This window comes from Streptomyces sp. NPDC044061 (assembly GCF_056434305.1).
The window spans coordinates 24,687-50,014 of sequence record NZ_JBWKFL010000008.1; the positions used below are offsets into that span (position 1 = coordinate 24,687).

Consider the following 25,328-nt stretch of genomic DNA (forward strand, 5'->3'; position numbering starts at 1 on the left):
GAGGCGCGGGCCGAAAGACCGAGAAACCGGGGGCCGAAAAACCGAGAGACCGGGGGCCCAGAGACCGGAAGGCCGAGAGCCGGGGGGCGATGTCCCGCGTCGAGCGGGGCCTCGATCTCGGGCGGGCCCGCTCCGTACGTGGCTGAAGCGAGGCCCGAACGGCGTGGCGGGCGAAGACACGGGAGCGAACGCGACGGGCAGGCCATCCCCACCAGGGACCGAGAAGCGAGGGCCGAAAAACCGGGGCGGGAGGCCGGGAGCTGCGTGTCGGGAGGCGAGGGTGGGGGGCGGGGCCGGGAGGCGACGGTGGGGGGCGGGGCCGTGGTGGGGCACGGCCCTCCTGTCACCCGGGGGGAGCGGCCGTCACCAGGTGACGGGGAGTTCCTCCAGACCGTAGACGAGGGTGTTCTCGCGGAAGCGCACGTCGTCGGCCGGTACGGCCAGGCTGAGCGTGGGGAAGCGGGCGAAGAGCAGGCTCAGGCACACCTCCAGTTCCATGCGCGCCAGCGAGGCGCCGGGGCACAGGTGCGCGCCGAAGCCGAAGGCGAGATGGCCGGAGGCGTTGCGGTGGATGTCCAGGCGCCCCGGGTCGGGGTAGACCGACTCGTCGTGGTTGGCGCCGGGGATCGCCACGATCACACCCTCGCCCTCGCGGATCCGCGCCCCGCCCAGCTCCACGTCGGCCACCGCGGCCCGCACCTGGTTGTCCTGCGAGATGGACCAGTAGCGCAGGAGTTCCTCTACGGCCGGCTTGAACAGGGCCGGGTCGGCGCGCAGTTCGGCCAGCTGGGCCGGATCGCGCAGCAGGCTGAGGACGCTCAGGCTGATCTGGTGCGCGGAGGTCTCGTGCCCGGCGACCAGGAAGAACCGGGCCATGGCGACGAGTTCCTGGTGGCTCAGCTCGCCGGTCGCCACGTAGCGGGTGACCAGTCGGCTGATGAGGTCGTCCCGCGGCTCGGCGGTGCGCTGGGCGGCCAGCCGGTCCAGGAACCGGGTCATCTCCACGAAGGCGCCGTACGTCTCCTCGGGCGTCGCGTCCTGGGAGAGGATGACCCGGCTCTGCTCGGTGAACGTCGCCTCGTCCTCCTCCGGGACGCCGAGCATCCGGGCGATCACCAGCGAGGGCAGCCGCACCGCGAAGTTCTCCACCAGGTCGACCGGGTTCGGGCCCTGCTCCAGCTCGTCCAGCAGCTGCCCGACGAGGAGTTCGACCTCGGGGCGCAGGGCGCGGGTGCGGCGGGCGGTGAACTCGGTCATCGCCATGCGGCGCAGCCGGCCGTGCTCGGGGTCGTCCATGCGGTTGAACGACATCACGCCGGGCTCCGGCGGCAGCTGGATCCGGATCGGGAAGCCGGGCTTCTGGTCGTCGGCGCTGAAGCGGTTGTCGTTGAGCACCTGGCGGACGTCCGCGTGCCGGGTGACCAGCCAGGCCTCGCCGCCGCGTATGCGTACCTTCAGCGGGGGCTCCTTGCGCAGGCCGGCGTAGGCGTCCGGTGGTGCGTACGGGCAGGAGCGCGGCATGGGCCAGGCTGGAAGGGGCTCGCAGGAGTCGGTCATGGTTCCCTCCGTTGATCAGGCTGAAATGGGGCGGGTTGTTTCGGCCATCGTGGAGGAGGGGGCTGACCTGTTTCTGACGCATGGCTGACGGGCACGGGGAGTCTTTGCTTCCGCGTGCCCGCCGGTTGAGCTCTGAATTGTTCGCCGTGTGCGTGAGGACGGTGGGCGGCTGCGCGTCCGTCGCGGCCCGATCGGGGGGCCGACCGCGCCCCCCGAGGGGTGTCCGCCGGCCTCGGTCAAGGGCTCAGGCAGCAGCCTCCGCCCTGCGCGGAAGCGCCTGTACCAGCACGGCCACCAGCACACAGATCCCCGCCTGCACCAGCAGGCTCGCGCCGAAGGCGTGGGCGTAGGAGTGGGCGTCGACACGGTGGCCGGCCACGCTGAAGAAGACCACGCCGATCACCGCGATGCCGATGGCGTTGCCCATCTCCTGGGCGGTGGAGAAGACACCGGACGCGGCGGCCGCGTGGTGCGGGGCCACGCCCTCCAGGACCAGCGAGGTGAGCGGGGCGACGACGAAGCCCATACCCAGCCCGCCGAGCACCATGGCCGGAATGCACCAGGCGACGGAGCCGCTGGTGTTCAGATGCCACACGGTCTCGGCCAGTGCCACGTCGCCCGCCGCCAGCAGGAGGGCGCCGAGAGCGAGGACCTGCTTGCCCAGCTTGGCCGCGGCCTTCGGCGCCTGCACCGACCCGATGAAGAAGCCGAGGCCGAGCGGGATGAACAACAGCCCGGACTGCAGCGCGGACTGGCCGCGTCCCTCCTGCAGGTACAGCGCGAGGACCAGGAAGAAGGAGGCCATCGCGGCGAAGAACACCAGCAGCGAGACCACGCCCACACCGAACGCGCGGTCCTCGAAGAGGCTCGGGTTGACCAGCGGCGACCTGCCGCGGGCGGCCTTGCGGCGCTGGGTGTACCAGAACGCGGCCAGCAGCGGCACGGCGGCGACCAGGCACTCCCAGGTCCAGGTGGGCCAGCCCTGCTCGCGGCCCTCGACCAGCGGCAGCACGACGGCGGTGAGTCCGGCGGTCACCAGGACCACACCGGTCAGGTCGAGTCCGGTGCGGCCGTCGGCCCGGGACTCGGGCACCGCCTTGGGGGTGAGCAGCAGGACCAGGGCGCCGATCGGCACGTTGATCAGGAAGATGGTCCGCCAGTCCCAGCCGAACACGTCCGCCTTGATCAGCAGGCCGCCGATCAGCTGGCCGAAGACGGCGGAGGCGCCGAGGGTCAGCCCGTAGGCGTTGAACGCGGCGACCCGGGCCTTGCCCGAGTAGGTCGTGGTCAGGATGCCGAGGACCTGCGGGATGACCAGCGCGGCCGCGGCGCCCTGCACCGCGCGCGCCGCGATCAGCTCGCCCATGTTCGGCGCGATGCCGCAGGCCAGCGAGGCGAGCGTGAACAGGGCGAGGCCGATGGAGAAGACCCGCCGGCGGCCGTAGAGGTCGCCGAGCCGTCCGCCGGTGATCAGCATGGCGGACAGGCCGATGTTGAAGGTGGCGGCGACCAGCTGGATCTCGGCGCTGGTGGCGTGCATCCCCTGCTGCAGCGACGGGATGGCCACGTTGACGATGAAGAAGTCGAGGTTGGTGATGAACAGGCCGGCCAGCACGACCAGGAGCGCGCCCCAGGCGGGTGCGCCGGGGGCCTCCTCGATGTCCGGTGGCGGTGCGGCCGAGGCCGCGCTGCCGGTCAGTTCCGCTTCGGTGGTCATGGACGACCCTCCTAGGTCGTTTCGTGCTGGTGGGATTCGGGCCGACGGGCGCCGCGACGCACGGCAGGGCACGGGACGGCACCCGGTACGGCGGTCATCGGGTCACTGTCCCGCGCCCTGCTGACACGGCGCTGACACGGCCTGGTTCGCTCAGCTCACGGCGCTGCCGGCGACCCGCTGCAGACGGTGCGCGAAGTGCGCGGTGACGGCCTGGGCGTGTGTGTCGATGTAGAAGTGGCCGCCCTCGTACTCGTTGTGGCCCAGGTACGTGGGGGTGCGCCCCGCCCAGTGGGTCATGGCGTCCGGGGTCTCCTGGAGCGGGTCGCTGCGGCCGCCGTAGGAGGCGAGCGGGCAACTGACGCCGGCGCCGTCGTCCTCGTAGTCGCCGGCGACCCTCAGGTCGGCGCGGAGCGCCGGCACGACCAGGGCGAGCATCTCGGGGTTGTCGTAGATCTCGGCCGGGAACGAACCCAACTTCTTGATCCACTCGACCAGTTCGGGCTCCGGCATGCGGCTCTGCTCCTCCGTGGGCTGGAAGAAGCCCACGGGCGACCAGCCGGACATGCCGACCATCACCGGCGTCGGGCCGCCCTCCTCCTCCATCCGGATGGCGAGCCGGAACGCCAGCTGGGCGCCGAGGCAGTGGCCGAAGAAGGCGAACGGCCTGTCGTCCAGGTCGTTCAGCACGGCCTCGTGCAGGGCCTCGAGCAGCGGCCAGAAGTTCTCGTACGTCTGCTCCTCCCGGCGGTTGTGGCGGCCGGGCAGGGTGACGGCCTGCGGGGAGATGTCCGGCGGGAGCAGGCGTTCCCAGTCGCGGTAGATGATGGCGCCGCTGCCCGCGTGGGGCAGCAGGAACAGCCGGATCGAGGCGTCGGGCGAGGGCTCCACGGGTTGGAACCAGTGCCCCTCGCTGGACATCTGGCTGCCGATGGTGCCGATGGCGGTGGTCACGACTGCGTACTCCCAACGGTGGTGGTGGGGCCGAGGGCGCGTACCGCGGGCAGCAGCACCTCGGCGATCTCCTTCAACTGCGGCTCGGGGTCGAGCGATCCGATCCGCAGGACCAGGTGCCGGGCACCGGCGCGGACGTAACCACCGAGCCACGCGGCGCACTTCTCGGCGCTGCCCCAGGCGTAGGCCTGGATGCTGCTCATCTGTTCCAGGGAGCGGCCGTAGTAGTGGCTGATGTAGTGCTCCAGTTCGGCCCTGGCCGCGCGCTCGTCGCTGTTGACCGTCACCGTGGCGTACAGCGCGGGGGTGACCGTACGGCCCGCCTCATCGGCGAGTTCGGCGATGCGGCGGCGGGCCCGGGCGTAGGCGTCGACGTCCGGCAGGAAGGGCAGCCAGCCGTCGTAGCGGGTCGCCGCGCGGGCGAGCACCTTGGGGGTGTCGCTGCCGGCCAGCCACAGCGGCGGTCCGCCGGGGACCGCGGGCGCGGGAAGCCGGTCCAGGTTCTCCGACTGCCAGAACTTCCCCTGGAAATCGGCGGGTTCGCCCTCCTCGCCGGAGCGCCACGCGGTGCGCCACAGCGCGGTGATCTCGTCCAGGCGGCCGACCCGGCCCTGGAAGGAGGCGCCGACGGAGGCGAACTCCTCCTCGGTCTCGGCCATCGGGAAGCCCGAACCGAGGCCGACGATCAGCCGGTCGGCGGCGACATGGCTGAGGCTCGCGACCATGTTGGCGCCGATCAGGGGGTGGCGCAGGGCGGGGGTGAGGGCCGCGGTGCCGACCGTGATGCGCGTGGTCGCAGCCGCAGCCGCCGAGAGGACGACGAGGGGGTCCAGGCGGGGGCGGGCGGTGAGCGAGTCTCCGGCCCACAGCGAGTCGAAGCCCAGCGCTTCCGCGCTTTTGGTGAACTGGAGCAAGGGCGCTGCGGCGTAGGCGCCGTTGATGGCCTGTTCTCGGGTGGGCAGGAGGATGCCGATCCGCAAAGGGGGCTGACGGTCGTCTGCGGTCTGCGGGCCGGTGGGGGCCTGTCGCGCAGTTCCCCGCGCCCCTGGGGACTCGCCGCCGGCGGAGCTGGAAGGCATGGGCCAATTTCCCTTCTCGTGTGATCGGTGTTGTCAGAGGACCGTTGCCTTCAGGGCGTCCCTGGACGGTGCCGTCAGCCGCTCCCTGACCGCGCGGCGCAGGATCTTGCCCGACGGGTTGCGGGGCAGGGACTCGGCGAAGTGGTAGGTGCCGGGGATCTTGTAGTCGGCGATCCGGCCGCGCAGGGACAGCAGGAGTTCGCGGGGCGTGGCGCTCGCGCCGGGCCTGAGCACCACCACCGCGTGCACGCTCTCGCCCCAGCGCTCGTCCGGCAGGCCCACCACCGCCGCGTCGGCGACCGCCGGATGCGCGGCCAGTGCCTTCTCGACCTCGGCCGGGTAGATGTTCTGGCCCGCGACGATGATCGTGTCGTTGATGCGGTCGCACAGGTGGAGGTAGCCGTCCTCGTCGAGGTAGCCGGCGTCGCCCATGTGCAGCCACTCCCCCACCAGGGTGCGGGCGGTGGCCTCGGGCAGGTTCCAGTACCCGAGCATCCGGGAGGGGGCGCGGACGCAGATCTGGCCGATTGCGCCGGGCGGCAGCGTCTCGCCGTCGGGCCCGATCACCTTGACCTCGTTGCCGGGGCAGGGCCTGCCGACGGAGGTGAGCACCGTGCTGCCGGGGTGGTGCGCCTCGGGCGGCAGGCAGACCGCCACACTGCCGGTCTCGGTGCTCGCGTAGATCTGGGCGAACTCGCAGCGGTAGGTCTCCAGGCACTGCTTGAGCAGTGTCTCGGACATGGGGGCGGCGCCGTAGGCGATCTTGCGCAGGGAGGCGAACGCCTCGGGGCCCGCGCCGCGTTCGGCCGCCATCGCCTGCAGCATGGCCGGCGCGGCGAAGGTGGTGGTGACCCGGTGGGTGCGGATGAGGCGTACGGCCTCCTGCGGGTCGAACTGCGGCATGATCACGTTCGTGCCGCCGGCGTTGAAGGTGTGCAGGAACCAGCCGATGCCGGCCACGCCGAAGCCCGGCAGGGAGATCAGGGCCACGTCCTCGGGCAGCCAGTCGATCCAGTCCACGCCCTGCTCGCGGCCGGCGTGCGGCAGCGTGAAGAAGCTGCGGTGGGCGAGGACCGCGCCCTTGGGCAGGCCGGTGGTGCCGCTGGTGTAGATCTGGATGACCGCGTCGTCCGGGCCGGTGCCGGGCGCCGGGTCGGTCTCGGGCTGGTCGGCGGCCCAGGCGAGCAGGCCCGCACCGCGGGCGGGTTCGCCCTCGGCGTCGGTGCCGTCGACCCGGATCACCCGGCGCAGCCCCCGCAGCTGGTGCCGGACGGTGGCGACGGTGTCCCAGAACTCGTCGTCGACGAAGATCAGGGCGGCGCCGGAGTCGCGCAGGATGTGGTCGACCTCGCTGGGGGTGAGCCGCCAGTTGACCGGCACCAGGACGGCGCCCGCCTTGGCACAGGCGATCATCACCAGGTAGTAGTTCGCCGACTCACGGCCGAGGTAGGCGACCCGGTCGCCGCGCCTGACCCCGCTGGTGTGCAGGGCGTGCGCGGCGCGGTTGCTGTCGCGGTGCAGCTTGTCGTAGGTGGTGACCCGGCCCTCGCAGATGATCGCCGGATGGTCCGGGCGGCTTCCGGCGTGGGCCCGGGAGGAGTGGTGGAGCGTCCAGCGCTCCCTCGGTATGTCGGTCATCGTGGTGTCCCGTCCCTTGTCTGTTCACGCTGCCGGGGCGAGCTGCCCGTCGACGAACTGGGCCAGCGCGCGGACCGTGGGGTGGTCATGGGTGAGGGAGGCCGGCAGGGGCAGCCGGAAGGTCTGCTCCAGGGCGGCCTTGACCTGCTGGGCCATCAGGGAGTCCAGGCCCAGCGACACGAACTCGGTGGACAGGTCCAGCTCGTCGCCCTCCTCCAGGTGCAGGGCGGCGGCGACCTTCTCGCGGACCACGCCGGTGACGGCGGCCAGGCGTTCCGCCGGGGGCAGCGCGGCCAGCGCCTTGAGGTCGAGGCCGGTGCCGTCGTCGTCGGAGGCCTGCCGGGCCAGCCGGTCGTAGAACAGGTCGCCGGTGACGCTCCCCGAGACGTAGCGGTCCCAGTCGAACTCGCCGACGATCCGCTGGGTGCGGGGGCGTCCCCAGAGCCGGGCCAGGGTGTCCAGGGCCCGGGTCGGGGAGAAGAAGCGGACGCCGCTGCGTTCGATCTCCTGGCTCAGGTGTTCCTCCAGCCGGGCCGACATGCCCACCCGGGCCCAGGCGCCCCAGTTCACCGAGAGCCCCGGCACCCCGCGCCGGCTGCGCCACTCGGCGAGTGCGTCGAGTCCGGCGCTGGCGGCGGCGTAGTGGCCCTGCGTGGCGCCGCCGAGGACGGAGGCGATGGAGGAGTAGGTGACGAAGAACTCCAGCTCGGGGAAGGACGCCTCGGCGGCCTCGTGCAGCAACCAGCCGCCGTACGCCTTGGCCGCCAGCTGGGCGTCGATGGACTCCCAGGTCAGCTCGGAGACCAGCTTCTTGTCGTAGGAGCCGGCGGCGTGCACGATCCCGCCGAGCGGATACGGCTCGGCCGCGAGGTGCCGTACCAGCCGCTCCACGTCCTGCTCGCGGGAGATGTCGGCGCGTACGACGTCGAGTTCGGCGTCGGCGGCGAGGTCCGCGAGGACCGGTGAGGCCTCGTCGGTGGCCCGGCCGCTGCGGCTGACCAGGGTCAGGTGCCGCGCGCCGAGGGCGACCAGCTTGCGGGCGGTGACCAGGCCGAGGCCGCCGAGACCGCCGGTGACCAGGTAGGTGCGGTCGGCCCGGAGACCGGTGGGGCCCTCGTCGACGGGGTCGGTCCGCTCCTCGGCCGGGTGCTGCGGGAGCGTGACCCAGGTGCGCCCGGCGGGGTCGGACAGGGCGGTGCGCAGGGCCTCGCCGGTCTCGTCCAGCCGGAAGCGGGGCGCGGTGTCGTCGGAGCCGGTGGCGTGCACGACGGCCACGGCGGGGACGGTGAGCGTGGAGCGGAACGTGCCGTCGTGGCGGACGAGGACCTCGTCGTCGGGGGCGAAGCCGGTGCCGTCGGCGGCGGCGAGGACCGTGCCGCGTGCCAACTGGCCGAGCACCGGCGGCGGTTCCTCCTCGGCCGCCTCCTCCTCGGCGCGCTCGGCACGACCGGTGTCCAGGGCGGTGCGGGCGTCCTCGGCGGTCAGGCCGACGGTGTGCACGCGGACCTGGACCTCCTCGGCTCCGGGCGTCCGGTCCGGGGCCGCGGCGAGCGCCAGGTCGGACAGGTCCCCGGAGTCGGGGGCGCGCAGTTCGAAGCCGCCCTGCCAGGTGAGGGTCGAGTCACCGGCGAGCAGCCGGCGGACGTAACGGCGGCCGGGGCGGTGGGCGACCTGGTACTCGCCGGCCGGCTCGGCCCGCCACTCGTCGGCGAGCGGGGCGAGGCCGCTGCCCGGGGCGAGGTCCACGAGGGTGGCCCGGTACTGCGGGTACTCGGTCAGCAGCACCCGGCCGAAGCCCCACAGGGTGGCCGCGCCGAGGTGGCCGCCGTCGCCGGCCGGGTCGCCGGGCAGCCACTGGGCTCCCTCGGTGACCAGCCAGAGCCGGGGTGGCCGGGGTGTGCCGGCGGCGTCCAGCGTGCCGATCAGGGTGAGGAGGTCGCGGTAGTTGTCCTCGCACTCGGCGCGCAGGCGGCCCACCGACATCGGGGCCGGGAGCTGCCGCCAGACCCGGCAGACGTCGGTGACGGTGGGGTCCTCCAGCGCGGCCTTGAGGTCGGTGAGGTCGGACAGCCAGGTGACCTTCAGACCGGGTTCGGCGGCGAGTTCGGCGGCGCGGACCGCGGACGGGTCGAGCAGGACCACGTGCCGGGCCGGCGCGTGCTCGTCGGCGGGCAGCGCCCGGCGCACCCAGTCGGGGCGGTGCAGGAACTGGCGGCGGCCGCCGCGACCCTCGGGCCGGGCCATGCGGACACCGAGCAGCTCGGCGACCGGGTCGCCGTTCTCCAGCAGCAGCACGTCGGCCAGCCGCCGGTCCTGCTCTCCGCGTACCCGGGCGAGGACCCGCAGGTTCTCGCCGCGCGGCTTGCGGAAGTGCCGTACGGAGGCGATCTCGCGCGGCACGAACACCGGGCCCTCGGGGTCGAGGACGACCAGGGCCTGGACGGCGGCCTCCAGCAGCTCCGCCGGGACGTGCTCGACGGCGGTGGCGTCGCGGCCGGTCAACTCCCCCGTCACCAGGCCGTCGCCGTGCCGGGCGGCGCGCAGCAGCAGCCGCATGCGGGGGCCCTGGGGGCGGCCGACGGAGGCGAGGTCGGTGTAGATGTCCTCGTCGTCGATCTGCTGTCCGGCGGGCGCCAGCGTGGCGTCCAGCTCGGCCAGCTCCGAGACGGGGACGAGCGGTTCGGGTTCGGCGGCGACGACGGCGGTGGCGTGCAGGTTCTCCTCGCCGCCGACGACCGTGAACACCTCGACCTCGGCGCCGCCGCCGGGGCGCGGCCGCCAGCGGGTGGTCAGCGCGGTCTGGGTCTCGGCGGGCAGCTCCAGCGGGGCGAGCAGCCGCAGGTCGCGGACGGCGGAGCGGGCGTGGCCCTGGACCGCGTCCTGCGCGGCGAGCAGCAGGTCGACATAGGCTCCGGCCGGCAGGACGGTACGGCCGCCGTCGGCGAGGTCGGCGAGCGCGCCGAGTTCCTCGGTGGTGAACTCCGCGTTGAACTCCCGCACTCCGCTGGCGAACCGCTCCTCGACGCCGAGCAGCAGGTGCCGTGCGGTGCCGCTCGCGGCGGACTTGCGGGGGGTGGCGGAGGGCAGCCAGTAGCGCTTGCGCTGGAAGGCGTACGTCGGCAGGTCCACGCGGGCGGGCAGGGTACGGCCGGCGTGGTAGTCGGCCCAGGAGACGCCGAGCCCGGCCGCGTAGTAGTCGGCGAGCGCGGTGAGGGTGGTCGCGGTGGTGGTGTCGCGGCGGCGCAGGCTGGCCAGCCACAGGTGGTCCTCGACGGTGACGCCGCGCCCGGCGAGCGCGGTGAGCCCGGCCTGCGGGCCGACCTCGATCAGGGCGTGCCGGCCGCGTTTGGCGACGGCCCGGATGCCGTCGAGGAAGCGGACGGGTTCGCCGATGTGCCGCACCCAGTAGTCGGGGTCGCCGATCTCGCGGAACCGGGCCAGGCGTCCGGTGACGTTGGAGATGAGGCTGATCTTCGGCTCGTGGAAGGTGATGCCGTCGAGAGCGGCGCGGAAGTCGTCGTAGACCTCGGCCATCAGCGGGGAGTGGAAGGCGTGCGAGACCGTGAGGCGGTCCACCCGGACGCCCTGGCCCTCCAGGATGCCGACGACCTCGTCCAGCGCGGCCGTCGCACCCGAGATCACCGTCTGGTCGGGGGCGTTGATCCCGGCCAGGGCCAGGTAGGCGTGGCCCTCCAGCAGGGGCGCGACCTCCTCGACGGGCGCGGCGACGGCGGCCATGCCGCCTTCGGTGCGCACGGCCTGCATCAGCCGGCCGCGGGCGGCGACCAGCCTGACCGCGTCGGGGAGGCTGAACAGGCCGGCCACTGCGGCGGCGACGACCTCGCCGATGCTGTGCCCGAGGAGCACGTTCGGGCGCACGCCCCAGGCCATCCACTGCTGGGCGAGCGCGAACTCCAGGGTGAACAGGGCGGGCTGGGTGTACTCGGTGCGGTCGATCGCCTCGGGGTCGTCCGCGGTGCCGAGCAGCAGTTCGCGCACGGAGCGGTCGAGGTGCTGGGCGAAGAGCAGGTCGCACGCGTCCACCTGGGCGCGGAAGACGGGCAGCGCCTCGTACAGGGCGGCGCCCATGCCGGCGTACTGGGAGCCCTGGCCGGTGAACATGAACGCGGTCTTGCGGATGCCGGAGGGCCCCTCGTGCTCGGTCTCGGCGGCCCGGTCCAGCAGCCGGACCAGCGCGGCGCGGTCGGCGACGGGGGCGGCGACGCGGTAGGGGTGGTGGGTGCGGCTGGTGTTGGCGCTGTGGCAGAGCGCCGGCACGGAGAGGTCCGGCCTCTCGTCCAGCAGGCTCCGGTAGTCCGCGGCGAGTTCGCGCAGGGCGGTGGCGTTCTTCGCGGACAGGGTGAACAGCGGGGCGGCACCGTCCTCCGCCTCCGGCCGCTCGGCCGGCGCGGGCGCCTGTTCCAGCACCACCGCTCCGATGGTCCCGGCGAACCCGAAGCTGTTGACGACCGCACGCCTGACCTCGGCCTCCCACGGCTCGCAGGCCGTGGGGACGCGGACCGGATACAGGTCCCAGGGGATGCGCCCCGAGGGGGTGTTGAGGTTGATGTGGGGGTAGATCGTGCCGGCGCGCAGCTGGAGCACCGTCTTGATGACGCCGACGATGCCGGAGGCGGGCTCCATGTGACCGAGGTTGGTCTTCACCGAACCGACCAGCACCGGGCGGTCCTTGGTGTGGGAGTCGACGAACACGTCGCCGATGGCGCCGAACTCGATGGGGTCGCCGAGCGGGGTGCCGGTGCCGTGCGCCTCGACGTACTGGATGTCCCCGGGCGTCAGCCGCGCCGCGGCCAGGGCGCTGCGGATCACCTTCTCCTGGGCGGGCCCGTTGGGCACGGTCAGGCCGGCGCTGTCGCCGTCCTGACCGACGGCGGTGCCGCGTACCAGGGCGAGGATCCGGTCGCCGTCGCGCTCGGCGTCGGAGAGCCGCTTGAGGACGACGATCCCGCAGCCCTCGGCGCGCGCGTAGCCGTCGGCGGCCTCGTCGAAGGTCTTGCACTGCCCGTCCGGGGAGAGCATCTGGGCGTTGGAGAACATCACCGGGATGCGCGGGTGGTGCAGAGCGTTGACCCCGCCGCACAGCGCGATGTCGGTCTCGCCGGCCCGCAGGGCGTTCGCGGCCAGGTGCAGCGCGACCAGGGAGGACGAGCAGGCCGTGTCGACGCTCATGCTCGGGCCGCGCCAGCCGAGGAAGTAGGACAGGCGCCCGGACAGCGGGAACATGGTGATGCCGGAGGCGAGATGGCCGTCGAGCTCCTCGTACGGCAGCGAGTCCAGCTCGAGGGCGTAGTCGATGGAGCTGGCGCCGATGTACACGCCGCCGTTGCCGCGGCGCAGCGGGGCCGGGTCGATGCCGGCGTGCTCCAGGGCCTGCCAGGCGGTCTCCAGCAGCAGCCGCTGCTGGGGGTCCATGTAGCGGGCCTCCTTCGGGGAGATGTTGAAGAAGGCGGCGTCGAACAGGTCGATGCGGTCGAGGAACCCGCCGCCCGAGGCGCGGATCTTGCCCTTGTCGTCGGGGCCCTCGGGGGTGAACGCGTCGACGTCCCAGCGGTCCCGGGGGATCGGGCCGATTCCGCTGCGGCCCTCCCTCAGGAAGGCGTCGAACTCGTCGGGCGAGCCGCTGCCGCCGGGGAACCGCAGACCGATTCCGACGATCGCGACCGGCTCGGGCGCCTGCTCTGATTCCGTACGCGGCATGGAACGACTCCTCAAGCTTCCTGGATGGCCTGGGTCAGGTGGTCCACGAGGTGGGCGATCGTCGGCTCGTTGAAGAGCACGTTGACGTTGATCGACAGGTCCAGGAGCTGCTCCAGGCTCTGCCGTATCTCGGTCAGCCGCAGCGAGGTGAGGCCGAGATCGAAATAGCTGACGTCGAGGGGAAGATCCTCCGAGTCGTCCATGAGAAGTACGACCTTGAATTTCTCCAGGACGATTGACTCGATTTCTTCGGCGAGTTCACTGCGCGGCAGGTCGCGCAACCGCTGGATCGTGCTGTCGACAGGTGGCATGCGGTCATGCAAGCAGCGCCGGCTGACGCCCCGCTGACAGACCGAGAGCGCTCCCTTGGCCGGATCGGCGCGGTCAGTCGGGTGTCAGCGCGGGGTCAGATTCCGCTGTCACGCTCGCATTGCTTCAAGAAATCCACACGCCATATCCGAAAGGCTGAAGATGCTTCGCGAAGCCGCGCAGGAGGAGAGTGCTGAGGCACCTTCCGGATTGAAGAGTTACGACCTCTACATCGCGGGCAAGGACGTCGCCGGGGACGGATGGGTCTACACCGTCAGCGGGCGTTCGCTGCTGGAAGACGTGTTCACCAGCGTGAGCCTGAAGCGCTCCCTCGAACAGGACCCGGAGTCCGAGGCGGCCAAGCACCCCTACGTCGTGGGGCGCTGCGCGATCGCGGACGACTCCGCCATCGACCTGGCCACCCAGGCGGCCGCCGCGGCCGCCCCCGACTGGGCCGCCGTACCGCTGGAGCGGCGGATGCGGCTGGGCACCCGGTTCCGCGAGGAACTGATCAAGCACCAGGACGAGTTCCTGCGCATGCTGGTCGCCGAGTCCCATCCCGTGAAGCTGGCCCGCTGGGAGCTGAGCTGCCTGCTGCAGATCTACGCCCCGGGCTCCCTGCGCTGGTACCTGAAGCAGATGCGGGTCGAGAAGGAGTACAACGGCCGCAAGCTGATCCTGCACCGCCAGCCGGACGGCGTGGTCGCCTTCAACCCGCCGCAGAACGCCCCGCTGCCGAGCGCCGCCCTGTGCGTGCTGGCGCTGATGGCCGGCAACGCCGTCGTCGTGCGGGCGCCCCGCAGCATCGCGCTGTCCACCATGTGGCTGCTGCGCGACATCGTCGCCCCGCTGCTGGAGGAGATCGACGCGCCGGCCGGTGTGCTCAACGCGGTGTGCTCCAACCCGAAGCAGACCATGGACCGCTGGATCGCCGATCCGCTGATCAACGACATCTTCTACATCGGCGGCAGCCAGGAGGGCCTGCGCTTCGAGCAGCAGTGCGTGGCGCACGGCAAGAAGCCGATCCTCGAACTCGCCGGCAACGACGGCATCGTGGTGTGGAAGGACGCCGACGTGAAGTGGGCGGCCGAGGCCATCACGGAGTCCTTCTACGGCTCGGGTCAGATCTGCATGGTGCCCAACTACGTGCTGGTGCACCCGGAGGTCGCCGAGGCACTGATCGCCGAGGTGAAGGAGCAGGTCAAGGGCATCAGGCCGGGCCTGCCCGAGGAGGAGGACGTGCTGCTGTCGCCGGTCAGGCGCAGCGAGCGGTTCTTCCGGCTGCTGCGCCAGGCGCTGGACAACGGCGCCGAGCTGGTCACCGGCGGCAACCGCACCGAGGTCGACGGCACGGTGTCCGAGACGGGCGTGTTCCTGCAGCCGACGGTGGTGCGGGTGGACGGCCTGGACCGGGCGCGGACCTACGACGTGGTCCGGGAGGAGACCTTCTTCCCGCTGATCCCGATCGTGGTCGCCGACCGTGACAACGACGACGCCCTCCTCGAGGCCTTCCTGCAGTTCGTCAACAGCAACGCCTACGGGCTGCGCAACTCGCTGTGGTCGCGCTCGGACCACGTCATCGAGACCTTCGTGCGCCGGGTGGTCAACGGCGGTCTGCTGAAGGTCAACGACTCCCACATCGGCTTCCTGCCGTACCTGCCGAGCCACGGCGGCACCGGCCGCACCGGCGGCGCCTTCGGCGAGGCCAACTACCCGATGCTCAAGACCTCCCACGTCCAGGGAGTCAGCATCGCCCGCGACGTGAGCCCGTACGACGCGGTCTTCGGCGCCTGACCGCCCGTCCCGAAGTCTTCCGGAGGTTTCCCGTGCGTTCCCTCGATGCTGCCCGGACCGTCTGCGAGCGGTTCCACCCCGGACTGCTCAAGGAGCTGGAGCAGATCCCCTACACCGAGCGGGAGCGGCCCGGCAGCCCGGTGATCGACCTGTTCCGCATCCACGGCGGGGTCGGTCTGCTCATACCCGAGGCCTACGGCGGCCACGGCGCCGCCCCGCTCGAGGCGCTGCGGGTCCAGCTGGCCCTGGGTGCCGTGTCGCCCTCTCTGGTCGCGGCCGTGTCCATGCACCACTTCACCGCCGCCATGCTGTACGCGCTGGCGGTCAAGGCGGGCAGGCTCACCGACGCGCAGACCGAGCTGCTGCACCGGATCGTCCCGGAGCAGCAGGTGATGGCCTCCGGCTGGGCCGAGGGCCGTACCGCGCAGAACATCCTGAAGCCGGCCGTGACCGCGCGTCCGGTCGAGGACGGGTTCCTGCTGTCGGGCTCGAAGAAGCCCTGCAGCCTGTCCCGTTCGATGAGCCTGCTCACCGCGTCCATCGCCATCCACGGCGAGGAGGGCGGCGAGCCCGAGCTGGCGCTCGCGGTGGTGCCCGCCGACGCGCCGGGCATGTCCGTGCACGCCTTCTGGGGCAACGACCTGCTGGCCGGCGCGGAGAGCGACGAGGTGCGCCTGGAGGACGTGTTCGTCCCGGCCGGGATGGTGGTCCGGGCCGGTGCCGACGACCCCACCCGCCTCGACGACCTGCAGTCGGCCGGGTTCGTCTGGTTCGAGATGCTGATCTCCGCCGGTTACGCGGGCAGTGCCGCCGCTCTGGTGGAGCAGGTGCTGGAGCGGCAGAGGGGCAGCGCCGAGGAGCGGGCCGCGCTCGCCGTCGACATGGAGGCCGCGCTCGCCCTGCTGGAGGGCGTGGCCCGCGGTACCGGCCCGGAGCCCGGTGACGAGGAGTCGGTGGCCCGGGTGCTGGTCGCCCGGTACGCCGTGCAGAACGCGCTGCCGGGCATCGTGGCCCGGGCGCTGGAGCTGCTCGGCGGCCTGGAGTTCATCAGCAACTCCGCGAGCGCGCAGGTCGCTGCCGCTACTCGAGCCCTGGCCTTTCATCCGCCGTCCCGTATCGCCGCCGCGGAGCCTCTTCTCACGTATTTCGGCGGAGGGCCACTGGTCCTGGCGTAGAGCTCGGCAGGACCAGCCGAGTGGGCGACTGCGGGTCCGTTGTGGCTGGTCGCGCCCGCGCGGCGAAGCCGCATGTCGACGCAGCCCCGCGCCCCTTCGGGCGCTTTCCCCACCCGACCTTTTGGAGTGAGCGACACGTGACCGTCATCCAGGATTCGCCGGCGCCGGCGACCGCCGTCGAGGACGAGGCGGAGATTCTCGATCTGTACCGGGCCCATCTCAGCAAGGGCCGGGCCACGCTCGCCGAGCTGTTCGGCAGTCACATGGAGGTGGCGTCCGAGGGCGCCTGGCTCACCACCAGTGATGGTGAGCGCTTCCTGAACGCCGGTGGCTACGGCGTGTTCATCATGGGCGCCCGCCACCCGATCGTGATCGAGGAGGTGGAGCGGCAGCTGCGCACCCACCCCACCGCGACCCGGATCCTGCTGGAGCCGACGGTGGCCCGCGCCGCCGAGGCCCTGGTCTCCGTGCTGCCGGCCGGTCTCGACCGGGTGCACTTCGCGCTGTCCGGCGCGGAAGCGGTGGAGACGGGTCTGAAGCTGGCCCGCGCGGGCGGCTTCAAGCGGACGATCTCGATGCGCGGCGGCTACCACGGCAAGACCCTGGGCGCCCTGTCGGCGACCGCGAAGGACGTCTACCAGGCGCCGTTCCGTCCGCTCGTCCCCGACTTCCAGCACCTGCCGTTCGGCGACGCCGACGCCCTGGAGGCCGAACTGCGCGCCCACCCGGGCGAGGTGTGCGTGATCCTGGAGCCGGTCCAGGGCGAGGGCGGGGTCGTCATCCCGCCCAAGGGCTACCTGAAGCGGGTCGAGGAGCTGGTCCGCGAGTACGAGGGCTTCCTGATCCTCGACGAGGTGCAGTCCGGCTTCGGACGGCTCGGCGAGTGGTGGGGCTCCGACATCGAGGGCGTCGTCCCGGACGTACTGCTCACCGGAAAGGCGCTCGGCGGCGGCGTGATGCCGGTGTCGGCCGCCGTCGCCACCCGCAAGGCGTTCCGTCCCTTCGACAAGGACCCCTACGTCCACACCGCCACCTTCTCCGGTCAGCCGGTGCTGATGGCCGCGGTGCAGGGCGCGATCCGGGCCGTCAAGGAGGAGCGCCTGGTCACCCGGGCCATGGACCTCGGCGCCCGGCTGCTGCCGCGGATCGCGGAGGTCGCCCACCGCAACATCCCCGAACTGGTCGTGGACGTGCGCGGCCGCGGCCTGCTCATCGGCGTGGAGCTCGTGGAGGCCGGACTGGCCGGCGAGCTGCTGATCGAGCTGTTCAACCACGGCGTGGTCGCCAACCACTCCATGAACGGCAGCTCGGTGGTGCGGTTCACCCCGCCCGCCGTGCTGGACGACACCGACGTGGACTTCCTCGTCAACTCCTTCGACCTGGCCACCCGCGACCTGATCCAGGGCGCGGCCAAGATGCCGGAAGGCAGGTAACTGATCGTGCGGCACGTCGAACTCGATGCCCTGATACCCGCGGAGCAGGCCGAAACGGTCCTGCACGCCGTACGGCGCTGGGAGCGGTACCCGGACCTCGCGCCCCATGTCAACGCGACCACCGTGCACGCCTCCTACCCCGACCCGAAGGCCTCCTCCAGCTGGGAGCTGCACTTCCGCAGCGGCCTGCTGCGCTGGACCGAGGACGACACCGTGCTGCCGGAGAGCGGCGAGATCCGCTTCGAGCAGTCCGACGGCGACTTCGACTCCTTCTCCGGAACCTGGTCGGTCCAGCAGTCCGGCGCGGACGTCACCGTCCGCTTCGACGCCGACTTCGACTTCGGGATCCCGAGCCTGGAGGGCATTCTCGACCCGATCGCCGAGCGGGTGATCAAGGAGACCGTCGCCTGGGCGCTGACCGGCCTGTACCCGGCCGTGCGCATCCAGGGCGGCATCGAACTGACCGAGCCCGCCGCGGTCGGCGCCTAGGAATCCGCCGAGGAGCTGACCCATGGACCAGGCGAACCCCTTCGAGACACCGCGCACGTACTCGCTGCACCGCGCCGAGTACCTGGTGGGCCTCGCCGTCACCACCGGCCTGATCGTCTACCACTTCGGCGACATCCGCTGGCTGCCGGCGATCGGACTGTTCCTCTACATCGACCTGATCGGCTACATCCCCGGCGCCATCGCGTTCAAGAAGAGCGGCGGCCGGCCGATCCACAAGGCGTACTACGTCCTCTACAACGTCATGCACAGCCTGATCACGCAGGGCGCGGTGGCCGCGCTGTGGTGCTGGCTCGTCAAGCCGGAGTGGGCGCTGCTGGTGCTGCCGTTCCATCTGTTCGGAGACCGCGGCCTGTTCGGCAACTTCATGAAGTCCTTCGCGCTGCCCTTCGAGCCGGTGCGCCAGGAGGGCTATCTGCGACTGCTGGACGACCTGGGCCTGCCCCACCCGAAGCCGGTCGGGCACGCGATGGACCCGGTGCCGGTCGGGCACGTCCCGGCGCGGGCGGTCGTACGGGAGACGGAGGCCGTGCGATGACCACCGCGACAGATGTACGCCGTGCGGTACGGCAGGACCCGGCCGAGCGCCGGCGCGCGCTGTACCACCTGGCCTCGCCGGTGTCGGTGCTGACCACCGGCCCCGAGGACCGGACGCACGGCACCACCGCGAGCACGGTGACCCTGGTCTCGCGCTCGCCCCTGCTGGTCGGGGTCGTCCTGCGGGCGGGTTCGTCCTTCGCCCGGCTGGCCGCGGCTGAAGGCCGGTTCGCCATCAACGTGCTCGGCGGCGACCAGGCCGACGTGGCCCGGCGGTTCGCCGACAGCGGCCGGCCCGACGGCGACGAGGCCTTCGCGGGCCTGGCCTGGACGGCGGACCGGTACGCGCACGCCCCGCTGATCGCGGGCGCGCTCGCCCACTACGTCTGCCGGTTCCACTCCGCGCACGCGGCGGGCGACAGCGAACTGCTGCTCGGCCACGTGGTGCGGGCCACCGCCGACGACGGGCTCCCCCTGTTCAGTTACGCCGGCGGGCTGTACGCCGGCTCCCTGCGCCCGGCGAAGGAGGCCGCCGCATCATGACTGACTATCCGGTACTCGTGGCTCCCGAGGCGGACTGGGACAAGGCGCCCGGTCTGCTGGACGGCGCGAAGGAACTCACCCTCGGCCCCGAGGAGTGCGACCTCGCCTACTGGATCACCTCGGTGGCCCAGGGCACGCTGCGCGGCCGCGGGGTGACCGGTCACCACGAGGACGCGCTCACGCCCGACTTCCTGAAGGCGCCGGGCCCGCTGCGCGAGGCGCTGGTGCTGGAGTTCGGCTTCCGGGCGCTGGCGGAGGAGCTGGCCACCCGGCTGCTCGGCCACTACGTGTCGATCGCGCCCGGCATTCCCCAGATGGAGTTCTACGCCACCCAGCTGATCGACGAGGCCCGGCACGCGCGGGTCTTCCGCCGGCACCTGGTGGAGCTGGGCATCCCGGCGGACACCCTGCTGAAGGACATCGAGGAGATGGCCCGGGACTACCGCAAGCGGGTCCTGGACCCGGTGGTGGACTTCACCCTGGACATCGTCCGCGACCAGGCCGACTTCCCCGGCGGGGTCGCCGTGTTCGCCATCATCATCGAGGGCGTGCTCGCCCCGGCGGCCGAGCTGAGCGAGCGCAAGTGGACCCCGCTGTCCCCGGCGACCGGCGAGATCTCGCGCGGTACCGCGATCGACGAGATCCGCCACCTCACCGTCGCCAGCACCATCCTGCGCGACCACGTGATCGAGCACCCGGAGTACAGGCCGCGGCTGCTGGAGATCCTGCGCTCTGGCGTGAAGCTGTGGGACGAGATCCCGGACCGGGAGTTCGTCATACACCGCGAGGAGCTGTTCCAGCAGGGCATGTTCGAACACGCCGACAAGATCGGCGACTACGAGGTCTGGCAGGGCGTGCGGCTGCTCGACACCACCGCCGAGCAGCGCTACGACATGGCCGAGCGGTGGACCGACGAGATGGCCGAGGTCCGCATGAAGTACATGGGCCTGCCGGTCGAGGTCCTCTCCTCGGAGGCCGGCGCATGAGCACCGGCCGGGCCGCGGTCGTCACCGGCATCGGGGCGTACGTCCCGCCCAACGTGGTGACCAACGACGACCTGGCCGGGCGGCTCGACACCTCCGACGCCTGGATCAGGTCGCGCACCGGAATCGCCGAGCGGAACTTCATCACCCCGGGCACCTCCACCGGCGACCTCGCGGTGGAGGCGGGCCTGAGGGCGCTGAAGTCGGCGGGCGACGAGCGGGTCGGGGCGGTGGTGCTGGCCACCACCACCCCCGACCAGCCCTGCCCGGCGACCGCACCGCAGGTGGCCGCGCGGCTCGGGCTCGGGCAGGTGCCCGCCTTCGACGTGGCGGCCGTCTGCTCCGGGTTCCCGTACGGCCTGGCCTCGGCCGCGGGGCTCATCGCGGCCGGGATCACCGACCGGGTGCTGCTGATCGCCGCGGACGCCTTCACCACGATCATCAACCCCGCCGACCGCACCACCGCGGTGATCTTCGCGGACGGCGCGGGCGCGGTGGTGCTGCGGGCCGGCACGGCCGAGGAACCGGGGGCGATCGGCCCGCTGGTGCTCGGCAGCGACGGCGAGCTGAGCCATCTGATCGAGGTACCGGCGGGCGGCTCCCGGCAGCGTTCCAGCGACCGCCCGGTCGACCCGGAGGACCACTACTTCCGGATGCTCGGCCGGGACACCTACCGGCACGCGGTGGAGCGCATGACCGCCGCGTCCACCGAGGCCGCCGAGCGGGCCGGATGGTGCCTCGACGACGTCGACCGGTTCGCGGCGCACCAGGCCAACGCCCGGATCCTGGAGGCCGTCTCGGACCGGCTCGGCATCCCCGCCGAGCGGCAGTTGAGCAACATCGCGCGGGTCGGCAACACCGGCGCCGCCTCGATTCCGCTGCTGCTCGCCGAGGCCACCGCCGAGGGCCGGCTCGCGGCGGGCCACCGGGTGCTGCTGACCGCGTTCGGCGGCGGCCTGTCCTGGGGCGCCACGACCGTCGTCTGGCCGGAGCTGCAGACAACCTGACCGACCGTCAGTCACTCATATCGATTCAGCGGTACGCGCGGCGCGTACACCCTCGAAAGGAACCGACATGCTGGAGCAGCTCAAGGAAATCCTGTCCAACAAGCTCAAGGTGTCGCCCGAGTCGATCACTCCAGAGGCCACCAGGGAGGACATCGAGCTGGACTCGCTGGCCGTGGTGGAGCTGTCGCTGCTGCTGAAGTCCGAGCTGGACCTGGACATCAGCGACGACGACCTCCTGGAGGCCGAGACCGTGGCCGACATGGTCCGGCTCATGGAGGAGCGGAGCGCGACGGTCTGATGGCCGGCATGGACATCGCCGTCACCGGGCTCGGCCTGGTCACCCCGGGTGGTATCGGGGTCGGGCCGAGCTGGGCGGCGGTCTGCGACGGCAGGCCGGCCGCCGCCCTGGATCCGGTACTGGCGAACAACCCCGTACAGATTTCCTGCCGGGTGCCCGACTTCGACCCCGAGACCCTGCTGAGCGCGCGCCGCGCGCACCGCCTGGACCGGTTCGTCCAGTTCGCGCTGGTCGCCGCGCACGAGGCGGTGGCCGACGCGGGCCTCGACCCGCAGACCTGGGACGGCGCGCGGGTGGGTGTGGTGCTGGGCTGCGCCGACGGCGGACCGGGCACCGTCGAGGAACAGCACCATGTGCTGCGCGAGCAGGGCGCCGACCGGGTGTCGCCGCTGCTGCTGCCCATGCAGCTGCCGAACATGCTGGCCGGTCAGACGGCCATCGAGTTCGGGGCGACCGGGCCCAACCTGGTGGTGGCGACCGCCTGCGCCTCGGGTGCGACCGCCATCGGCACGGCCCGGGACCTGCTCGCCCTCGGCCGCTGCGACATCGTCCTCGCGGGTGGCAGCGAGGCCATGGTCACTCCGCTGGTCATGGCCGGGTTCGCGCAGATGGGCGCGCTGTCCAAGCGGCACGACGACCCGGCGGCCGCCTCCCGTCCGTTCGACGTGGACCGGGACGGCTTCGTCGCCGGGGAGGGCGCCGGGATCCTCGTGATGGAACGCGTCGCGGACGCCCGCGCCCGGGGCGCGCACGTCCACGGCCGGATCATCGGGTACGGGGCGACCGCCGACGCGCATCACATGACGTCACCGCATCCCGAGGGTGCGGGGATCGAAGCCGCCGTGCGGGCGGCTCTCGCCGACGCGGGGGCCGATCCGGACGATGTGCAGCACGTCAACGCCCATGGGACTTCGACCCCGTTGAACGATCTGTCGGAGGCCCGCATGATCCGGCGGACCCTGCGCGGGGATCCGCTGGTCACTTCCACGAAGGGAGTCACCGGTCATCTGCTGGGCGCCGCCGGCGCGGTCGAGGCCGCGTTCGCCGTGCTCAGCGTGGAGCACGAGTTGATTCCGCCCGTCGCCAACCTGGTCATGCCCGATCCCCGGATCGAGATCAAGTTGGCCCAGAGCCTCACAGAGATGCCGATCGACCTCGCCCTGAGCAACTCGCTGGGGTTCGGTGGGCAGAACACCTCGCTCGCGATCGCGCCTGCCTAGTCCGGTCGTTCGCCGGCTTCCACAGCCGTCCGCTGAGCAAGCTCCGCGGGCGGCTGTTCCCCGTCCCCCTCCTCTCCCCTGCTCTGGAGTCTCCATGTCCACCAGCGGTTCCCCGCCCCGGTCCGGCCGGCTCGGTACCGGGCACATCCTCTTCCTGATCGTCGCCGCCGCGGCTCCGCTGTCCGCCATGGTCGGCACCGTTCCGCTCGCCTTCGCCTTCGGTGACGGCGCGGGCGTACCCGCGGCCTTCCTGTTCGCCGGCGTCACCCTGCTGTGCTTCTCGGTCGGCTACGCGGTCAGCGCCCGCCGCACCGGGGGTTCCGGTGGCTTCTACGCCTCCGTCGCCGACGGACTCGGGCGCCCGCCCGCGGTCGCCGCCGGCTATGTCGCGCTGCTCTCCTACAACTGCGCGACCATCGGACTGGCGGGCGCGCTCGGCTACTTCACCCAGCTCGTGCTGGCCGCCCACGGTCTGACGGTGTCCTGGGAGTGGTGCGCGGCCGTCGGTCTGCTGCTGACGGCCGTGCTCGGGTACCGGGAGATCGCGCTCAGCGCCCGGGTGCTGGCCCTGCTGATGCTCGGCGAGATCGGCGTCCTGGCCGCCCTGGACGTGGCGATCCTGGCGCGGCACGGCCTGCACGCCCTGCCGGCCGCGTCCTTCTCCCCGCACACCGCGGCCGGGCAGGGCGCCGGTGTCTCGCTGATGTTCGCGTTCGTCTCCTTCATCGGCTTCGAGTCGGCCGCCCTGTACGGCAAGGAGGCGAGGGACCCGCGGCGCAGCGTGCCCCGCGCCACCTACGCGGCCGTCACCCTGATCGCCGGTTTCTACGCCCTCACCAGCTGGCTGGCGGTCGGCGCCGTCGGCAGCGACCGGGTGCGCGAGGTCGCGGGCAAGCAGATGGGCGACCTGTTCTTCGTCCTCGGCGACGACTTCCTCGGCAAGGCGGGCAGCACCGGGCTCCAGATCCTGCTGTGCACCAGCCTGTTCGCGGCGACGCTGGCCCTGCACAGCGCCGCCAACCGCTATGCCCAGGTCCTCGCCGAGGACGGCCTGCTGCCGGGCGGACTGGCCGCCGAACACCCCAGGCACCGCTCCCCGCACCGGGCGAGCCTCGCGCAGAGCGCGCTGACGGCGGTGGTCGTGGCCGGTTTCGCCGTCGCCGGTCTGGACCCGTACGCCGACCTGACCACCAGCATGCTCGGCCTCGGCACCCTCGGCATCGTCGCCCTGCAGGCGCTGGCCGCGCTGTCCGTGCTCGGGCTGCGGCTGCGCGGCGGCGGGCACTGGTGGCGGGAGACCCTCGCCCCGCTGCTGGGCTTCCTCGGCCTCGCCGCCTCGGTGTGGCTGGTGGTGGGCAACTTCGACATGCTCACCGGCTCCCCGTCCGAGGTGATCGCCGCCCTGCCCTGGCTGCTGCCGCTGGTCGCCCTGGGCGGGCTGCTGTACGCCGCCCGGCTGCGCTCGGCCCACCCGCTGCGCTACCGCCTGCTCGGCACCCGGCACACCGCGGCCGCCGCCCCCGACCTCGCCCCCGCCTCCCCCGCCCTGTCAGGAGACCGTCATGCATGATCCGAACGAGCTGATCGAGGCCGGTCCGGACGCCGTGCGGCGCCTGGCCCGCCGCCGTCACGACCTCGACCTGGACGCCCTGAGCGGCGCGCTGCGGGCCCGCTCGGCCACGCAGGCCGAAGTGACCCGGCTGCGCACCGAGCTGAACCGCACCGCCAAGGCCCGCCGCTCCGGCCCGCCCACCGAGGCGGAGAAGGAGGCGGCCCGCGCGCTGCGCGCCGAGGTGCAGCGGGCGGAGGGTGCCGCCCGCACGGCCGCCGGTGAGCTGACCGGCCTGCTGCTCGGTATCCCCAACGTGCCGCTGGACGCCGTACCGGACGGCGACTCGGAGAAGGAGGCCGTCGAGATACGGCGCGGGGGTCCCGCCCCTCGTCCGGCGGACGGTGCCCGGCACCACGCCGAGATCGGCGAGGCGCTCGGCATCCTGGACTCCCCCGCCGCGGCCAGGCTCTCCGGGGCCCGGTTCAGCGTCTCCCACGGTGCGGGGGCGCGCCTCGAGCGGGCCCTCGGCGACTTCTTCCTCGATCTGCACACCCGCGAGCACGGCTACACCGAGCAGTCGGTGCCGTTCCTGGTCGGCCGCGACACGATGACCGGCACCGGGCAACTGCCCAAGTTCGAGGAGGACCTGTTCCGCACCCAGGTCGGCGACCGGGAGCTGTTTCTGATCCCTACCGCCGAGGTGCCCCTGACCAACCTGGTGGCCGGACAGCTCCTGGACGCGCGGACGCTGCCGTACGCGTTCACCGCCCGCACGCCCTGCTTCCGCGCTGAGGCGGGGGCCTACGGCCGGGACACCCGGGGCGTGCTGCGGCTGCACCAGTTCGAGAAGGTGGAGCTGGTGCGGATCTGCGCGCCGGAGGTGGCGCAGGAGCAGCTGGAGCTGATGGTCGCGCACGCCGAGGAGTGCCTGCGCAGGCTCGAACTGTCCTTCCGCACCGTCCTGCTGCCCGCCGGCGACATGGGCTTCTCGGCACGGATGACGTACGACATCGAGGTGTGGCTGCCCGGCGGAGACTCCTACCGGGAAATCTCCTCGGTGTCCGACTGCGGCACCTTCCAGGCCCGCCGTGCCGACATCCGGGTCAAGCGGGCCGACGGCCGCAAGACGCCGGCGGCCACACTGAACGGCTCGGCCCTGCCGATCGGCCGCACGGTGGCCGCCCTGCTGGAGCAGGGCGTCCAGGACGACGGCTCGGTCCTCCTGCCCGAGGCCCTGCTGCCGTACACCGGGTTCCGGCGCATCCTGCCGGGCGGCCGGACCGAGTAGCCGGGCACGAACACGGAAAAGG

The 25,328-nt window shown here is 72.3% G+C and carries 19 protein-coding genes; 12 read left to right on the forward strand and 7 right to left on the reverse strand.

The window, feature by feature from the left end; genetic code table 11:
• Positions 1-363: 363 nt before the first annotated feature.
• The 7 genes from AC07CM_RS14810 to AC07CM_RS14840 all read right to left on the reverse strand — a co-directional run bounded on the left by AC07CM_RS14810 (position 364) and on the right by AC07CM_RS14840 (position 12,971).
• On the reverse strand, positions 364-1,557 hold the full coding sequence (locus tag AC07CM_RS14810; RefSeq protein WP_478876765.1) for a cytochrome P450: 1,194 nt from the start codon (positions 1,555-1,557) through the stop codon (positions 364-366).
• Between the two features lie 244 nt (positions 1,558-1,801).
• A complete protein-coding gene (locus AC07CM_RS14815; protein ID WP_478876766.1) occupies positions 1,802-3,274 on the reverse strand; it encodes an MFS transporter in 1,473 nt (490 codons plus the stop codon).
• 150 nt (positions 3,275-3,424) lie between these two features.
• Complete coding sequence (locus AC07CM_RS14820) at positions 3,425-4,192, reverse strand: thioesterase II family protein (RefSeq protein ID WP_478877001.1); 768 nt, start codon at positions 4,190-4,192, stop codon at positions 3,425-3,427.
• A gap of 29 nt (positions 4,193-4,221) precedes the next feature.
• Positions 4,222-5,304, reverse strand: a complete 1,083-nt coding sequence (locus AC07CM_RS14825) for an LLM class flavin-dependent oxidoreductase (protein WP_478876767.1) — start codon at positions 5,302-5,304, stop codon at positions 4,222-4,224.
• A gap of 33 nt (positions 5,305-5,337) precedes the next feature.
• On the reverse strand, positions 5,338-6,942 hold the full coding sequence (locus AC07CM_RS14830; protein ID WP_478876768.1) for a fatty acid--CoA ligase: 1,605 nt from the start codon (positions 6,940-6,942) through the stop codon (positions 5,338-5,340).
• A gap of 24 nt (positions 6,943-6,966) precedes the next feature.
• Positions 6,967-12,660: a type I polyketide synthase gene (locus AC07CM_RS14835; RefSeq protein ID WP_478876769.1), complete on the reverse strand. Its 5,694-nt coding sequence runs from the start codon at positions 12,658-12,660 to the stop codon at positions 6,967-6,969.
• An 11-nt stretch (positions 12,661-12,671) separates the two neighbouring features.
• Positions 12,672-12,971: an acyl carrier protein gene (locus tag AC07CM_RS14840; protein ID WP_478876770.1), complete on the reverse strand. Its 300-nt coding sequence runs from the start codon at positions 12,969-12,971 to the stop codon at positions 12,672-12,674.
• Between the two features lie 160 nt (positions 12,972-13,131).
• Here AC07CM_RS14840 and AC07CM_RS14845 point away from each other — a divergent pair, with 160 nt between their 5' ends.
• The 12 genes from AC07CM_RS14845 to serS all read left to right on the forward strand — a co-directional run bounded on the left by AC07CM_RS14845 (position 13,132) and on the right by serS (position 25,306).
• Entirely contained in the window at positions 13,132-14,763 is a 1,632-nt protein-coding gene (locus tag AC07CM_RS14845; protein ID WP_478876771.1) for an aldehyde dehydrogenase family protein, read from the forward strand.
• Between the two features lie 32 nt (positions 14,764-14,795).
• Complete coding sequence (locus AC07CM_RS14850) at positions 14,796-15,938, forward strand: acyl-CoA dehydrogenase family protein (protein ID WP_478876772.1); 1,143 nt, start codon at positions 14,796-14,798, stop codon at positions 15,936-15,938.
• Positions 15,939-16,075: 137 nt separating this feature from the next.
• The gene (locus AC07CM_RS14855) at positions 16,076-17,371 is read left to right on the forward strand and encodes an aspartate aminotransferase family protein (RefSeq protein ID WP_478876773.1); all 1,296 of its coding nucleotides are present in this window, start codon (positions 16,076-16,078) and stop codon (positions 17,369-17,371) included.
• Between the two features lie 6 nt (positions 17,372-17,377).
• Positions 17,378-17,860, forward strand: a complete 483-nt coding sequence (locus AC07CM_RS14860; RefSeq protein ID WP_478876774.1) for a type II toxin-antitoxin system RatA family toxin — start codon at positions 17,378-17,380, stop codon at positions 17,858-17,860.
• Between the two features lie 22 nt (positions 17,861-17,882).
• Positions 17,883-18,416, forward strand: coding sequence for a hypothetical protein (locus tag AC07CM_RS14865; protein ID WP_478876775.1), 534 nt, complete (start codon positions 17,883-17,885; stop codon positions 18,414-18,416).
• Positions 18,413-18,958 (forward strand): flavin reductase family protein, encoded by a 546-nt coding sequence (locus tag AC07CM_RS14870; RefSeq protein ID WP_478876776.1) that lies wholly within the window; start codon positions 18,413-18,415, stop codon positions 18,956-18,958. Before AC07CM_RS14865 ends, AC07CM_RS14870 begins: the two co-directional genes overlap by 4 nt.
• Positions 18,955-19,944 (forward strand): ferritin family protein, encoded by a 990-nt coding sequence (locus AC07CM_RS14875; RefSeq protein WP_478876777.1) that lies wholly within the window; start codon positions 18,955-18,957, stop codon positions 19,942-19,944. The genes AC07CM_RS14870 and AC07CM_RS14875 overlap by 4 nt, the downstream gene beginning before the upstream one ends.
• Positions 19,941-20,948 carry a beta-ketoacyl-ACP synthase III gene (locus tag AC07CM_RS14880; RefSeq protein WP_478876778.1) on the forward strand — a complete coding sequence of 336 codons (1,008 nt, stop codon included), beginning with the start codon at positions 19,941-19,943 and terminating at the stop codon, positions 20,946-20,948. The genes AC07CM_RS14875 and AC07CM_RS14880 overlap by 4 nt, the downstream gene beginning before the upstream one ends.
• Before the next feature lie 67 nt (positions 20,949-21,015).
• Entirely contained in the window at positions 21,016-21,246 is a 231-nt protein-coding gene (locus tag AC07CM_RS14885) for a phosphopantetheine-binding protein (RefSeq protein WP_067003941.1), read from the forward strand.
• Positions 21,246-22,466: a beta-ketoacyl-[acyl-carrier-protein] synthase family protein gene (locus AC07CM_RS14890; protein ID WP_478876779.1), complete on the forward strand. Its 1,221-nt coding sequence runs from the start codon at positions 21,246-21,248 to the stop codon at positions 22,464-22,466. The genes AC07CM_RS14885 and AC07CM_RS14890 overlap by 1 nt, the downstream gene beginning before the upstream one ends.
• A gap of 94 nt (positions 22,467-22,560) precedes the next feature.
• Positions 22,561-24,036 (forward strand): APC family permease, encoded by a 1,476-nt coding sequence (locus tag AC07CM_RS14895; RefSeq protein ID WP_478876780.1) that lies wholly within the window; start codon positions 22,561-22,563, stop codon positions 24,034-24,036.
• Entirely contained in the window at positions 24,029-25,306 is a 1,278-nt protein-coding gene (gene serS / locus AC07CM_RS14900) for a serine--tRNA ligase (RefSeq protein ID WP_478876781.1), read from the forward strand. The genes AC07CM_RS14895 and serS overlap by 8 nt, the downstream gene beginning before the upstream one ends.
• Positions 25,307-25,328: the final 22 nt, after the last annotated feature.